We start from the raw sequence: 13362 nt of genomic DNA on the forward strand, positions 1-13362 counted from the left end.
CCTGATGTGATGGTCCGCGTGACCGATACCGCCACCCAGACGATCGTGATCTACACCGACGGTGCGTGCCACGGGAATCCCGGCCCCGGTGGCTGGGGCGCGGTGCTGCGCTTCGGCGCGCACGAGAAGCAGCTTTACGGCGGCGAGACGGTCACGACCAACAACCGCATGGAACTGCTGGCCGCCATCATGGCCCTCGAAGCGATCACCACGGCGCACCCGGTACAGCTGTGGACCGACAGTCAGTATGTGCGCCAGGGCATCACCGGTTGGATCGAGGGCTGGAAGCGCAAAGGCTGGAAAACCGCTGCGGGACAACCCGTGAAGAACGACGATCTGTGGCGCCGGCTGGACACCGCGGCCGCGAAGTACGCCGTCGAATGGCGTTGGGTGAAAGGCCACGCAGGACACGAAGGTAACGAACTGGCGGACCAATTGGCCACCCGCGGCGCGATCGAGTTCGGCGGCTCCTCCCGCGTGGCGGGCGGTTCTGGTCCGCGACAGCGGGGGCCACGGCAGCGTCGACGATAGGCGGGTGCCGGCGCTGTCGCCCGGCGCTCGTGCAACCGATTCGATCGGCGTGATTCGATCGACCTGAGTGCAACCAATTGCAAACGGGCGACCAGTGAATACCCATATTTGACGGCCGCGTATGCGCTCACGATCCATTGACGGCTAATCCAGGCACTCCTAATCTCCCGCCCAGGCTCGGCGACGATGGGAATGCATGTGGGATCGGCGGAGGACTGCTCTGGCGGACGGTCATGACCGTCTTGTCCCGGCCCGCGTTCGCGATCGGAGACTTCGTCGTCCTCGCCGGTGAGACCTTCGCCGGTATGGTCCGCCCGCCGTTCGCCTGGCGCGAGCTGCTGGACCAGGTCTGGTTCGTGGCCCGGGTCTCCATCGTGCCGACGGTCGTGCTGTCCATTCCCTACACCGTTCTGATCGTCTTCACGCTGAACATCGTGCTGCTGGAGGTCGGCGCAGGGGACCTCTCCGGTGCGGGTGCCGCCCTGGCGTCGGTCACCCAGGTCGGACCTGTGGTGACCGCGATCGTCGTCTCCGGTGCCGCTGCCACCGCGATGTGCGCCGATCTGGGCGCGCGGACGATCCGCGAGGAGATCGACGCCATGAAGGTGATCGGCGTCAACCCCGTGCAAGCGCTCGTGGTACCCAGGGTGCTCGCCGCGACATTCGTTGCCCTGATGCTCTATTCGGTTGTCGCAGTGGTCGGGCTGACCGGAAGCTACGTGTTCGTCGTCTACGTACAGCACGTCACACCGGGAGCGTTCGTCGCTGGGCTCACCCTGCTGACCGGGCTGCCGCAGGTGGTGGTGTCGCTGGTGAAAGCGTTGCTGTTCGGGCTCTCGGCCGGGCTGATCGCCTGCTACAAAGGTCTTTCCGTCGGCGGTGGTCCGACCGCCGTCGGCAACGCCGTCAACGAAACCGTGGTGTTCGCCTTCATGGCATTGTTCTTCATCAACATCCTGGCCACGGCCTTCGGCGTGAAAGTCGCGCCATGACAGCGCCTCCCGAGGCGTCGGGACGTACCTCCGAGGCCGTCGGGAAAGCCATCGACTCCACCCGCAGGCTGGGGGAGCAGACCTACTTCTACGGTCATGCACTGCTGTCCACGGCTGACGCGGTGCGGCGCTACCCGGGTGAAGTGCTGCGGTTGATCGCCACCATGGGCATGGGCACCGGGGCGCTCGCGGTGATCGGCGGCACCGTGGTCATCGTCGGCTTTCTCACGTTGACCACCGGGGCACTGATCGCCGTTCAGGGCTACAACACCCTGTCCAACGTTGGAATCGAGGCTCTCACGGGCTTTTTGGGTGCCTTCCTCAATGTTCGCTTCATCGCACCGGCGACGGCGGGCGTGGCGCTGGCCGCGACCATCGGTGCGGGCGCGACCGCCCAGCTGGGCGCCATGCGGATCAACGAAGAGATCGACGCGCTCGAGGTGATGGGTATTCGCGCGATCACCTACCTGGCCTCCACCCGCATCGTGGCAGGTGTGCTGGCGGTCGTCCCGATCTACACCGTGGCAGTGCTGATGTCTTTTCTGGCAACCCGATTCGGTACGACGATCATCTACGGGCAGTCGCGCGGCGTCTACGACCACTACTTCAGCACCTTCCTGCATCCGTCGGACCTAGGCTGGTCCTTCGCCGAGGCACTGGCGATGGCCGCGGCCGTGATGGCGGTGCACACGTACTACGGCTACACCGCCACCGGCGGGCCTGCCGGGGTGGGCGAAGCAGTCGGGCGCGCGGTGCGCACCTCGATCACCGCAGGGGTGTTCATCCTGCTGACCATCACGCTGTCCGTGTACGGGCAGTCCGGCAACTTCCACCTGTCCGGGTAGGCGATATGAGCAACTTCGTGCGGCGCGGAAAGATCGACCCCATCTGGTGGGCTCCGGTCCTGATCCTGGTGATCGTTGCCCTCACCGTCCTGACCGCCCTGCTCTTCTCGGGAACGCTGACGCGTTCGGTTCCGCTGACCCTGATATCCGACCGGGCCGGACTGGTCATGGAGGACGGCGCCAAGGTGAAGCTGCGCGGAGTGCAGATCGGTGAAGTCACTTCTGTGGGTGCGGATTCCGGGGCTAGCGGTACCGGAAGATCCACCTTGCAGCTCAAGATCGACCCAGGGGCCTTCGGATATCTGCCCGGCAACGTCGAAGCAGAGATCAAGTCCAGCACCGCGTTCGGGGCCAAGTACGTCGATCTCGTCGTTCCCGACGGCAGCGTCAGTCCCGGGCCGCTGCACCCAGGCGCGGTGCTGCACTCACGCAACGTCACCGTCGAGGTCAACACGGTGTTCCAGAACCTGCAGGCCGTGGTCGCATCGATCGACCCGGCCAAGCTGAACGCCGTGCTGTCCGCCGTGGCCGAATCCCTGCGTGGCAAGGGCGAAGTCATCGGCCAAGCCATCACCGACGCCAACAACGTGCTGTTGGCCGTGAATCCAAGGATGGACACAGTACGCCAGGACTGGCAGTTGTTCGGCAAGACGGCGCAGGCATATTCGGCTGCAGCGCAGGACATCCTGTCGATCCTCGACTCATTCAGCACCACCAGCGCGACCATCACCTCGCACGCCAAAGCGCTCGACGATGTGTTGCTCAGCGCAGTTGGTTTCTCGCGCTCGGGTATCGACACCGTCGGCGCCAACCAGCCGAACCTGGTGCGCGCGATGAACCTGCTGGATCCGACCACGGCACTGTTCATGAAGTACTCGCCGACCTACACCTGCCTGTTCCAGGGCGCCGAGTGGTTCCTCGACCACGGCGGCCGAGATGCCCTGGGCGGCAACGGTAAATCGGTGATCATGGATGCCGCTTTGCTCGCCGGTGACGACCCGTATCGCTACCCCGACAATCTGCCGATCGTCAATGCGAAAGGCGGCCCCGGCGGTAGACCCAGCTGTGGTTCACTGCCGGACGTCAGTAAGAACTTCCCGGTGAAGTACTTGGTGACCGACACCGGATTCGGCACCGGCATGGATCTGCGGCCCAACCCGGGCATCGGATTTCCGGGATGGGCCAACTACTTCCCGGTCACCCGCGGGGTACCGGAACCGCCCAGCATCCGCTATCCGGGTGGACCGGCCCCCGGCCCGCTGCCGCCATACCCGGGTGCACCGCCCTACGGCGCACCCGAATACGGCCCGGACGGTGCCCCGCTCTACCCGCCACCACCCGGAAACCCGGCACCCGTCACCGACCCGCCGCCCGCGCCGACCGAGGGACAGCCATGAGGGGCAGAACGATCCGCGCCGCCACGCGCGTGGCGTTGTTCACCGCCATGTGCCTGATCTTCACGTTCATCCTGGTGACGGTCTTCGGCCAGTTCCGGTTCGACTCTCGCGCCTCGTACAGCGCGGTGTTCACCAATGTCTCGGGCCTCAAGGGCGGAAACTTCGTCCGGATCGCCGGCGTCGAGGTCGGCAAGGTCAAAGACCTCACGCTGCACAAGGACGGAACCGTCACCGTCGATTTCGCGATCGACAAGAACCTCGTCCTGACCGAGGGCACCAGAGCCGCGGTGCGGTACGAGAACCTGATCGGCGACCGGTATCTCTCGCTGGACGAAGGCCCCGGCGCCGTGCGCAAGCTTCAACCGGGCCAGACGATCCCGGTCGAGCGCACCGCACCTGCGCTGGACGTCGACGCTTTGATCGGTGGCTTCCGTCCACTGTTCCGGGCCCTGGATCCCGATCAGGTCAATGCGCTGTCGGGTGAACTGCTGAAGGTTTTCCAGGGACAGGGCGGCACGATCTCCTCGGTGCTCGCCCAAACCTCGGCGCTGACGACCACACTGGCCGGCCGCGACCAACTCATCGGGCAGGTGATCACGAATCTCAATACCGTGTTGGGCACCTTTGCCTCTCGGGACGATCAGTTCGCCACGGGCCTGGACAAGCTGTCGCAGCTCGTCGCGGGATTGGCCGAACGCAAATCCGACATCGCAACCGGCACCGCCTACATCAACGCCGCGACCGCGTCGGTGGCCGACCTGCTGACCACGGCCCGCTCGCCGATCAAAGATACTGTGGCGCAGACCGATCGATTCGCCGGGCAGGTCATGGCCGACCACGATTACGTCGACGAGCTGATCAGGACCCTGCCGGACGCCTACCAGGTACTCGCACGCAACGGTCTCTACGGAGACTACTTCGGCTTCTACCTGTGCGACGCTATCCTCAAGGTCAACGGTAAGGGCGGCCAACCGGTGTATGTCAAACTCGCCGGCCAGGATTCGGGACGGTGCACACCGAAATGACGCGATTCTCATTGCGGTGGCCCACGATCAAGCCATTGGCACAACGCAGCAGGCCCGCGGTCGGCGCCGTCGCGGTCCTGTTGCTCACAGCCGTTGTGATCGCGGCGTTCTCGTACGACAAGATCCCGTTGATAAAGGGCACGTCCGACTATTCGGCGTACTTCACCGAGGCTGGCGGCATCAAGCCCGGCAGTGACGTACGGGTGTCTGGCCTGAGCGTCGGACGGGTGTCGAAGGTGGGGCTCGACGGCGCGAAGGTGTTGGTGGATTTCACCGTGGACGACGGGGTCGAACTGGGAGACCGGACCGAGGCGGCCATCAAGACCGAAACCGTGCTGGGAACCAAGGTGCTCGAGCTCACCCCGCGAGGCGACGGCAACCTGTCCGGTCCCATCCCGACCGAACGGACCACCTCCCCGTACGACCTGCCCTCGGCGCTGGGCGATCTCACCACCGCGATCAGCGGGCTGGACACCACGCAGCTGTCCTCGGCGCTGACCACGCTGGCCGACACCTTCCGCGACACCCCGCCCGATCTGAAGCTCGCACTACAGGGCGTCGCGCAGTTCTCCGACACCCTCAACACCCGCGACGCGCAACTGCGCAATCTGCTGGCCAACGCCAACAGGGTAACCGGCGTGCTCGCCAAACGCAGCGACCAGATCGCCAATCTGGTGGTCAACACCAATGCGCTACTGGCCGAACTGTTGTCCCAACGCGCTGCGATCGACACACTGATGACCAACCTGACCGCGGTCTCACATCAGATCACCGGTCTGGTGAACGACAATCGCACCCAGCTCAAACCCGCCGTCGACAAACTCAACGGTGTTCTCGACATCCTGGACAAGCGCAAGGGCGAACTGCAGCGGACCCTGTATCTCCTGCGCCGCTATGCGATGTCATTCGGAGAGGTGCTGGGATCCGGGCCGTTCTTCAAGGCCTCGCTGGTGAATCTGCTGCCGGGCCAGTTCGCCCAGCCGTTCATCGACGCGGCGTTCTCCGACCTCGGCCTTGACCCCAACGTCCTTCCGCCGTCCGAACTGGTCGACCCGGGCGTCGGGCAACCAGGCACCCCGCCGCTGCCGATGCCGTACCCGCGGACCGGCCAGGGCGGTGAGCCGAACTTGAACCTGCCCGACGCGATCACCGGTAACCCGGGCGATCCGCGATACCCCTACCGGCCACCGCTGCCCGCGCCTGCGCCAGGAGGCCCGCCACCGGGACCGCCGGCGTTGGCGCCTGCCCCCGGTGAGCTGCCGCCGCCCAGCGTGCCCCCACCGCCACCTGCCGAAGGCGGTCGATGATCATGACCTCACGGAAACGCCTGTCGGCCAATCACTTACGCATCGGGACCGCGACTGTGCTGGCGGTGGTACTCGTCGTCGCCATCACAGTGGTGGCCACCCCGTGGTGGGATCACGCCCGCAAGAACACCTACGTCGCCTATTTTCCCAACACCAACGGTCTGTACACCGGTGACGAGGTGCGCATCCTCGGCGTGGCGGTCGGAACCGTCGACGCCATCGAACCGCAGCCCAGCGCGGCCAAGGTCACCTTCTCGGTGGACAGGCAGTACCCGGTCCCGGCCGACGTCCAGGCGGCCATCCTGTCGCCGTCACTGGTGAGCGCCCGCGCGATCCAGCTGGTGCCCGCATACACCAGCGGGCCGAAACTGGCCGACGGGGCAGCGATTCCACGGGACCGCACCGCGGTGCCTGTCGAGTGGGACGATCTGCGGCAACAGCTGGAGAAACTCACCGACTCTCTGCAGCCCACCACGCCGGGTGGCCCGAGTGCCGTCGGCGAGTTCGTCAACAGTGCCGCGGCCAACCTGCGCGGCCAGGGAGACACCGCACGCGACACGATCATCAAACTGTCTCAGGCGCTTTCGGCACTCGGCGACCACAGCACCGACATCTTCAGCACGGTGCGCAACCTGCAACTGCTGGTGTCGGCGCTGTCGTCGAGCAGCGAACTGCTCGCGGCGTTCAACACCAACCTGGCCGACATCACCACCGTGCTGTCCAACACGCCCGATGAAGTGGCCGACGCGACGCAGGCACTCGACGGTGCGGTGAACGACCTACGTGGCTTCGTTGCCGAGAACCGCGAGGGACTCGGGACCACGTTCGATCATCTCAACGCGATCACCACGGCACTCAACGACAGCCGCGGTGATGTCAAGCAGGTACTGCACATCGCTCCCACGGTGTTCCAGAATTTCATGAACATCTATCAACCGGCGCAGAGCGCCGTGACCGGCATCCTGGCCCCGGTCAATTTCGCCAACACTGTCCAATTCATCTGCAGTGCAATACAAGCTGCGTCGCGGGAAAACTGGGAGCAGTCGTCACGGCTGTGCGTGCAATACCTCGCGCCGATCATCAAGAACCGGCAGTACAACTTTCCGCCGCTGGGCGCCAACCCTTTCGTGGGCGCATCGGCCCGGCCCAACGAGATCACCTACAGCGAGGATCGGCTCAACCCGCATCTGCCGCCGGCGCAGGCCCAGCCCACCCCGGCCGCCCCGTTGCCGGCCGAGGCGCCCACCACCTCGACAGACCCCAGCCTGGGCTTGTCGGGCCTCATGGTCCCGGGCGGCACCCGATGACGCGCCTGTGGATCGCCGCACTGATGGTCGCGTGCCTGTCGTTGATCCCCGGATGCGAATGGCGTGGCCTCAACTCGCTGCAACTCCCGGGAACCGAAGGCGGCGGTGACGGCTCGTACACTATCCAGGCGCAACTGCCGGATGTCGTTGTCATCCAACAGAACACCCGGGTCCGCGTCGCCGATGTCAACGTCGGCAACGTCACCAAGATCGAGGTTCAGGACTGGCATGCCCTGGTGACCATGCGGATCAACGGCGATGTCCATCTGCCGGCCAACAGCACCGCCAAGGTGGGGCAGACCAGCCTGCTCGGATCGATGCACATCGAACTCGCGCCGCCGACCGATGAACCACCGCGCGGTGAGCTCAAGGACGGGTCGGTGATCCCGCTCTCGGCGGCAGCCACCTATCCGACGACCGAGCAGACGCTGGCGTCGGTTTCGGTACTGCTCAACGGCGGTGGGCTCGGCCAGCTTCAGGAGATCAACCAGACCTTCGCCAAGGCACTGGCCGGCCGCGAGAACGACCTGCGCAGCCTGCTGCATCAACTCGACACGTTCGTCGCCTCGCTCAACGCCCAGACCGACGACATCATCACGGCCACCGAAAGTCTCAACTCGCTGGTGGGACAGGTGTCGGCGAAGAACGCGACCGTCGACAAAGCGCTCACGACCATCCCGCAGGCGCTGGCGGTGCTGTCCGAACAACGTGGCACGATCGCCGATGCCGTGGATGCGCTCGGCAAGTTCAGTGCCATCGCGACCTCGACGGTCAATCAGACCAAGGAAGCTCTCGTCGACAACCTGCGCAACATCGCACCGGTGCTCCGCGAGCTGGCCAACGCCGGTCCTGCGCTCACCAAGGGCCTGGACTTCCTGTCGACCTATCCGTGGGTGAAAAGCACGCTGGCCAACTGGTTTCGGGGCGACTTCGCCAACATCACACTGGTGGTCGATCTCACCTTGAGCCGAATCGACAGCAGCTTGTTCACCGGCACCCGGTGGGAGGGCAATCTCACCGAACTCGAGATGCAGTGGGGGCGCACGATCGGCCAGATGCCGAGCCCCTACACCGCGGGCAATCCACTGATCGCCCCCTATCACTGGGGGTCGTACTGAGATGATCCGCCTGTCGAGAGCCGTATGGACCCAGCTGGCGATTCTGACCGTCATCACGCTGGTCGCAGTGGCCGTCATGGCGTTCGGATTCGTGAAAGTGCCTGCGCTACTGGGCTTCGGCCGTTACACGATCACGGTGCAGTTGCCGGCGTCCGGCGGACTCTACCCGACCTCGGTGGTGACCTACCGCGGAACCGAGATCGGCCGAGTCGACTCGATCACTGTCACCCATGGCGGCGTCGACGCCGTCCTCAACCTCGACTCGGCGACCCCGGTGCCGTCGGACGTCATCGCGGCGGTGCACAGCCGCTCGGCCGTCGGCGAGCAGTTCCTGGAATTGACACCGCAATCCGCGCACGGGTCCGGCGCGGTGCTGCGCGACGGCGACACCATACCCGCCTCACGCACTCACATCCCGGCCGATATCGGAAACCTGCTCGACGCTACCAACAAAGCCCTGCAAGCGATTCCGCATGACGATCTGCGCACGGTGATCGACGAGTCGGCCAAGGCCGTCGGCGGGCTGGGACCCGAACTGTCCCGGATCGTCGACGGATCCACCGCGCTGGCGATCCAGGGCGGCACCTCGGTGGACCAGTTGAGTCAGCTGATCGACCAGGCCCCGCCCGTGCTGAATTCCCAGGCTCAGACCGCGGATTCGATCCAGACCTGGGCGCAGCGCATGGCGGCGATCACCGGCGGTCTCAAAGCGCAGGACACTGCATTCGCGGATCTGCTCGACGTCGGAGGCGCTGCGCTGGGTGAGGGCAAGGCGCTGTTCGACCGCATCCAGCCCACCCTGCCGGTGCTGCTGGCCAATCTGGTGAGCCTCGGCGACATCGCCGTGACCTACCGCAATGACCTCGAACAGCTGCTCGTGCTGTATCCACAGGGCACAGCAGTGATGTCGGCAATCGCACTGGCCAACGCCGACACCAAGCAGGCATACCGAGGGATCTACCTCGACTTCAATCTCAATCTGAACTTGCCGCCACCGTGCAATACCGGCTTCCTGCCGGTGCGCCAGCAACGATCACCGTCCGACCAGGATTATCCCGAGCGGCCCGCGGGCGAGCTGTACTGCCGGGTTCCGCAGGACTCTGACCTCAATGTCCGTGGGGTACGCAACATCCCGTGCGAGGGCAAACCGTGGAAGCGGGCGCCGACGGTCGAACTGTGCGAAAGCGATGAAGACTATGTGCCGCTCAACGACGGCTACAACTGGAAGGGCGACCCGAACGCGACGATCACCGGCCAAGGCGTGCCGCAGTACGCGCCGGGCACCGATCCGCGCCTGCCGCCGCCGCAGGGCTCCGGCACGGCACCACCACCCGGCGCCGCGCCTGCGCCGGCCCCGCCCGTCGCATTCGTCCCCTACGACCCGGCCACCGGAACCTATCTGGGACCCGACGGCAGGCCCTACACCGACGCCGACCTGGCCGACACCACGAAAGGCAAAACATGGCAGAGCATGCTGATGCCACCGAATCGGTAGCCGATAAACGACCGGATGATGCCGATGAGGCCGAACATCCGGAAGAGTCTGCGCCGGAAGATGAGTCCGCCGCGCAGCCGTCCGGACGACGACTGCCGTGGCTACGCACTCCGGTTGTTGCGGCGGTGGCACTGGTCGCCGTCCTCGGTGGCCTCGCCGGTTGGCTGGCCTATCACAGCCACCAGAACTCGGTGGCGCAGCATCAGCGCAACCAGTTCGTCCAGACGGCCCGCCAGGCGGCGGTCGATCTCACCTCGATCAGCTTCACCGAGGCCGACACAGACATCCAGCGCATCCTCGATTCCGCCACCGGAACGTTCCGCGACGATTTCGAGCAGCGTTCGGCCCCATTCGTCGAAGTCGTCAAACGGACCCAGTCGACGTCGCGCGGGACCGTCGCCGACGCCGGACTGGAATCCGAATCCGGCGGCCAGGCCCGGGTATTGGTCGCGGTCTCGGTGAAAACGTCGATTGCCGCTGCGCCCGAACAGGACCCACGCCGATGGCGAATGCGGATCAGCGTCGAAAAGGTCGGCGACGACGTCAAGGTGTCGAACGTCGAGTTCGTGCCATGAGCGGCAGCCTTGTCGATGACGCTCCCGAGACCGATGAGCTCACCGAGAATCTCGGAGAGCAGCCGACCGAACCACCGGGGGTGAACTGGAATCGCCTGCTGACCTTCGGAGTGCTGCCCGTCGCCGCACTGGCGCTCACCGCGGCTGCGGGGATGTTCAAATGGCAGGACAGCACCGCGGATCTCACCGCGGCAGCCGCCGGTGAGTCGGTGCACGCCGCGAGCGACAGCACCGTTGCGATCCTGTCGTACCGACCAGAAACGGTCGACCGTGATCTGCCCGCCGCGGCGGGCAGGCTCACCGGTGACTTCCGTGACCAGTACACGCAGTTGATCAACGACGTCGTCATACCCGGTGCCAAACAGCAGCACATCGCCGCGACAGCCACGGTGCCTGCCGCCGCGTCGGTATCTGCAGGGCCGGAGCATGCCGTGACGCTGGTACTCGTCGACCAGACCACGACGATCGGAAATGGGCCGCCCACCAAAACCACTTCCAGCGTGCGGGTGACCCTCGACAAGGTCGACGGCCGATGGCTCGTCTCGCAGTTCGAACCGGTGTAGCCGTCGTGCTCGCGGTGCTGGCAGGCACCGCGGCACGGCCGGCAACCGCGCATGCCGACAACAAGAGGCTCAACGACAGCGTGGTGGCCAACGTGTACACCATCCAGCATCACGCCGGGTGCACCGGCAACATCAAGATCGATCCGTTGCTGCAGCGGGCTGCCGAATGGCACACCGACGACGTGCTCGAAAACCGGGACATCAACGGTGACATCGGATCTGACGGTTCGACACCGCAGAGCCGTGCCGTTGCCGCCGGATTCCGCGGGACGGTCGCCGAAACCGTTGCGATCAACCCGGCCGTCGCGATCAACGGCATCGACATCCTCAACCAGTGGTACTACGACCCGGCCGCGTTCGCGATCATGTCGGACTGCGCCAACACCCTGATGGGGGTGTGGTCGGCCAACAGCCTCGACCGCAGCGTCGTGGTCGCGGTGTACGGCAAACCCGCGCAAACATAGGTACAAGTACTCTGCGGCGCCACCCCCTCGGAGCGGCAGACTGTGGGCATGCCCGATTCTCATGTGATGTCGTCTGCCGGCGCCGTGACCGATGTGACGAAGCCCGAGCGTGACCGCGCCGTCGACGTGGCCCGGTTGGCCGCACTCGTCGTCGTCATGTTCGGGCACTGCGCGCTGCTGCTGGCGACGATCGATGCCGGCGGTGTGGAGATCGGCAACATTCTCGGCGCCATCCCCGGGCTCGCCCCGATCACCTGGATCCTGCAGGTCATGCCGCTGTTCTTCCTGGCCGGCGGGGCCGCAGGCGCCTACAGCTGGCACCCCGGCGGTACGACCGCGTCGTGGGGCGCATGGTTGCTGACCCGCGCTCAGCGTCTGTGCCGGCCGGCCTTCTGGTACCTCGCGGTGTGGACCGTGGCCCTGATCGCGGTGCAGTTGACGATGGGAGCCGAATCCGCGGCAGCGCTCGGGCGGGAATGCGTTGCGCTGCTGTGGTTCCTCGGCGTCTACCTGGTGGCGCTGGCTTTCGTTCCCGCGTTGACGCGACTGCCCAGCGGTACGGCCGCCGCGGCCGTGGTGCTGTCGCTCATCGTGGCCGCGGCGCTGATGGACGCCGTGCGATTCGCGGTCGACGACGCCGCGGCGGGCACCGCGAACCTGCTCTTCGTCTGGCTGATCCCCGTGGTCATCGGTGTGGCCTACGCACATCGGCTGATCAGTGTGCGCGCAGCCGTCCTTGCGGCGGTCACCGCGTTCGTCGCGCAGGTCCTCCTCGCGGCCTACGGCCCGTACGACGTGTCACTGGTGGTCACCGGCACCGAGCGGGTGTCGAACGTGTCGCCTCCGACGTTGCTGCTCGCACTGCACTGCACCTGGATGTCGTGCCTGTTCGTGGCGGCCGCCGGGGCCGTGCGGCGGTGGGCCGCTCGACCGCGGGTGTGGAAGGTGGTAGCGGTCGGCAACGGGGGAGCGATGACGCTCTACCTGTGGCACATTCCGGCGATCGCGATCGCCACATTCACCTTGCACGCGTTCGGTCTTGATGCCTTCGACCCCCACGCGCCGGGTTTCTGGGGGATGCTCGCGTTGCGCGCCGTGGTCTTCGCCGTCGTGATGGCGGTGGCCTTCCGGCTGCTGTCGCCGCTGGAACACCGGGCGTTGCCGTGGTGGGACGGACGCGTACGGCCCACCGGGACCCGGGCGGTGGGCACCGGTGTGCTGGTCTGCCTGGCCGGTGCCGCTCTGGTGCTGATGGCCAAGAGCGGACTCAGCGGTGTCGTCGGCTGGACGGCGTTGGGCGGCTTCCTGATTGCGGTGCTGGGCGCACGCGCATGCGCAGGGCCTGCCTCCGACTGATCGACATCAGTCGGCGAACCACCGCCTGGGGAACCGCTCGTCGAGCTGTGCGAGGAGCCGTTGGACCTCCCGGCTCCTGGCTTCGAGCTCACGGGCCTCCGCGCGGGCCCGCGCCATCGCACGCAGGCCGACGACCCGCCCGCCTTCCGAACACGCCCGCAGGTGGGCCCGGCTGCGGGCGAGTTCACTTGCCAGCTGGACACGTTCGTCGGCGAGCACGCTGCGGAAGTACGCCGCCTGGGACGCATCTGCTGCCCTGGCCGCGGCCACGGAGAGCTGTGCAGTCATCGCGGTAACGTAACCGTTCGCTTAGATTCCTGCCACACGACCACAACAATCCAACCGCCCCTCAGGAACGGGTCCCACGGCGTACCGCACACTTTTGTC

At 66.0% G+C, this 13362-nt stretch carries 14 protein-coding genes; 13 read left to right on the top strand and 1 reads right to left on the bottom strand.

Translation table 11 applies throughout. The features are described 5' to 3' along the window. Nucleotides 1-9: 9 nt before the first annotated feature. From rnhA to BST13_RS19720, 13 genes are all read left to right on the top strand, one after another. Nucleotides 10-531 carry a ribonuclease HI gene (gene rnhA / locus BST13_RS19660; RefSeq protein ID WP_083165694.1) on the top strand — a complete coding sequence of 174 codons (522 nt, stop codon included), beginning with the start codon at nt 10-12 and terminating at the stop codon, nt 529-531. Nucleotides 532-764: 233 nt separating this feature from the next. Then, on the top strand, nt 765-1523 hold the full coding sequence (locus BST13_RS19665) for an MlaE family ABC transporter permease (protein WP_083165695.1): 759 nt from the start codon (nt 765-767) through the stop codon (nt 1521-1523). Continuing rightward, on the top strand, nt 1520-2368 hold the full coding sequence (locus BST13_RS19670; protein WP_083165696.1) for an ABC transporter permease: 849 nt from the start codon (nt 1520-1522) through the stop codon (nt 2366-2368). Before BST13_RS19665 ends, BST13_RS19670 begins: the two co-directional genes overlap by 4 nt. A gap of 5 nt (nt 2369-2373) precedes the next feature. Continuing rightward, the gene (locus BST13_RS19675) at nt 2374-3765 is read left to right on the top strand and encodes an MCE family protein (protein ID WP_083165697.1); all 1392 of its coding nucleotides are present in this window, start codon (nt 2374-2376) and stop codon (nt 3763-3765) included. Further along, on the top strand, nt 3762-4790 hold the full coding sequence (locus BST13_RS19680) for an MCE family protein (RefSeq protein WP_083165698.1): 1029 nt from the start codon (nt 3762-3764) through the stop codon (nt 4788-4790). Before BST13_RS19675 ends, BST13_RS19680 begins: the two co-directional genes overlap by 4 nt. After that, entirely contained in the window at nt 4787-6097 is a 1311-nt protein-coding gene (locus tag BST13_RS19685; protein ID WP_083165699.1) for an MCE family protein, read from the top strand. The genes BST13_RS19680 and BST13_RS19685 overlap by 4 nt, the downstream gene beginning before the upstream one ends. After that, nucleotides 6094-7404, top strand: coding sequence for an MCE family protein (locus tag BST13_RS19690; protein WP_083165700.1), 1311 nt, complete (start codon nt 6094-6096; stop codon nt 7402-7404). Before BST13_RS19685 ends, BST13_RS19690 begins: the two co-directional genes overlap by 4 nt. Continuing rightward, entirely contained in the window at nt 7401-8522 is a 1122-nt protein-coding gene (locus tag BST13_RS19695; RefSeq protein ID WP_083165701.1) for an MCE family protein, read from the top strand. The genes BST13_RS19690 and BST13_RS19695 overlap by 4 nt, the downstream gene beginning before the upstream one ends. A gap of 1 nt (nt 8523) precedes the next feature. Continuing rightward, complete coding sequence (locus BST13_RS19700; RefSeq protein WP_083165702.1) at nt 8524-10017, top strand: MCE family protein; 1494 nt, start codon at nt 8524-8526, stop codon at nt 10015-10017. Further along, nucleotides 9984-10592 (top strand): hypothetical protein, encoded by a 609-nt coding sequence (locus BST13_RS19705; RefSeq protein ID WP_083165743.1) that lies wholly within the window; start codon nt 9984-9986, stop codon nt 10590-10592. Before BST13_RS19700 ends, BST13_RS19705 begins: the two co-directional genes overlap by 34 nt. Before the next feature lie 80 nt (nt 10593-10672). Next, complete coding sequence (locus BST13_RS19710) at nt 10673-11155, top strand: hypothetical protein (RefSeq protein WP_095533623.1); 483 nt, start codon at nt 10673-10675, stop codon at nt 11153-11155. Then, on the top strand, nt 11125-11619 hold the full coding sequence (locus BST13_RS19715; RefSeq protein ID WP_083165704.1) for a CAP domain-containing protein: 495 nt from the start codon (nt 11125-11127) through the stop codon (nt 11617-11619). The genes BST13_RS19710 and BST13_RS19715 overlap by 31 nt, the downstream gene beginning before the upstream one ends. A gap of 48 nt (nt 11620-11667) precedes the next feature. Next, complete coding sequence (locus BST13_RS19720; RefSeq protein WP_083165705.1) at nt 11668-12975, top strand: acyltransferase family protein; 1308 nt, start codon at nt 11668-11670, stop codon at nt 12973-12975. A gap of 6 nt (nt 12976-12981) precedes the next feature. On the opposite strand, the gene BST13_RS19725 is transcribed toward BST13_RS19720, so the two are convergent. After that, complete coding sequence (locus BST13_RS19725) at nt 12982-13263, bottom strand: hypothetical protein (protein ID WP_083165706.1); 282 nt, start codon at nt 13261-13263, stop codon at nt 12982-12984. Nucleotides 13264-13362: the final 99 nt, after the last annotated feature.

It is taken from the genome of Mycobacterium aquaticum (assembly GCF_002086485.1).
GTDB classification, from domain to species: Bacteria; Actinomycetota; Actinomycetes; order Mycobacteriales; family Mycobacteriaceae; genus Mycobacterium; species Mycobacterium aquaticum.

What these genes read in the sequence shown, in the direction of transcription:
- BST13_RS19700 (WP_083165702.1), top strand. Translation starts at nt 8,524, where the DNA reads ATGATCCGCCTGTCGAGAGCCGTATGGACCCAGCTGGCGATTCTGACC.
- BST13_RS19715 (WP_083165704.1), top strand. Translation starts at nt 11,125, where the DNA reads ATGGCTCGTCTCGCAGTTCGAACCGGTGTAGCCGTCGTGCTCGCGGTG.
- BST13_RS19665 (WP_083165695.1), top strand. Translation starts at nt 765, where the DNA reads ATGACCGTCTTGTCCCGGCCCGCGTTCGCGATCGGAGACTTCGTCGTC.
- BST13_RS19680 (WP_083165698.1), top strand. Translation starts at nt 3,762, where the DNA reads ATGAGGGGCAGAACGATCCGCGCCGCCACGCGCGTGGCGTTGTTCACC.
- BST13_RS19695 (WP_083165701.1), top strand. Translation starts at nt 7,401, where the DNA reads ATGACGCGCCTGTGGATCGCCGCACTGATGGTCGCGTGCCTGTCGTTG.
- BST13_RS19705 (WP_083165743.1), top strand. Translation starts at nt 9,984, where the DNA reads ATGGCAGAGCATGCTGATGCCACCGAATCGGTAGCCGATAAACGACCG.
- BST13_RS19685 (WP_083165699.1), top strand. Translation starts at nt 4,787, where the DNA reads ATGACGCGATTCTCATTGCGGTGGCCCACGATCAAGCCATTGGCACAA.
- rnhA (WP_083165694.1), top strand. Translation starts at nt 10, where the DNA reads ATGGTCCGCGTGACCGATACCGCCACCCAGACGATCGTGATCTACACC.
- BST13_RS19670 (WP_083165696.1), top strand. Translation starts at nt 1,520, where the DNA reads ATGACAGCGCCTCCCGAGGCGTCGGGACGTACCTCCGAGGCCGTCGGG.
- BST13_RS19720 (WP_083165705.1), top strand. Translation starts at nt 11,668, where the DNA reads ATGCCCGATTCTCATGTGATGTCGTCTGCCGGCGCCGTGACCGATGTG.
- BST13_RS19725 (WP_083165706.1), bottom strand. Translation starts at nt 13,263, where the DNA reads ATGACTGCACAGCTCTCCGTGGCCGCGGCCAGGGCAGCAGATGCGTCC.
- BST13_RS19675 (WP_083165697.1), top strand. Translation starts at nt 2,374, where the DNA reads ATGAGCAACTTCGTGCGGCGCGGAAAGATCGACCCCATCTGGTGGGCT.
- BST13_RS19690 (WP_083165700.1), top strand. Translation starts at nt 6,094, where the DNA reads ATGATCATGACCTCACGGAAACGCCTGTCGGCCAATCACTTACGCATC.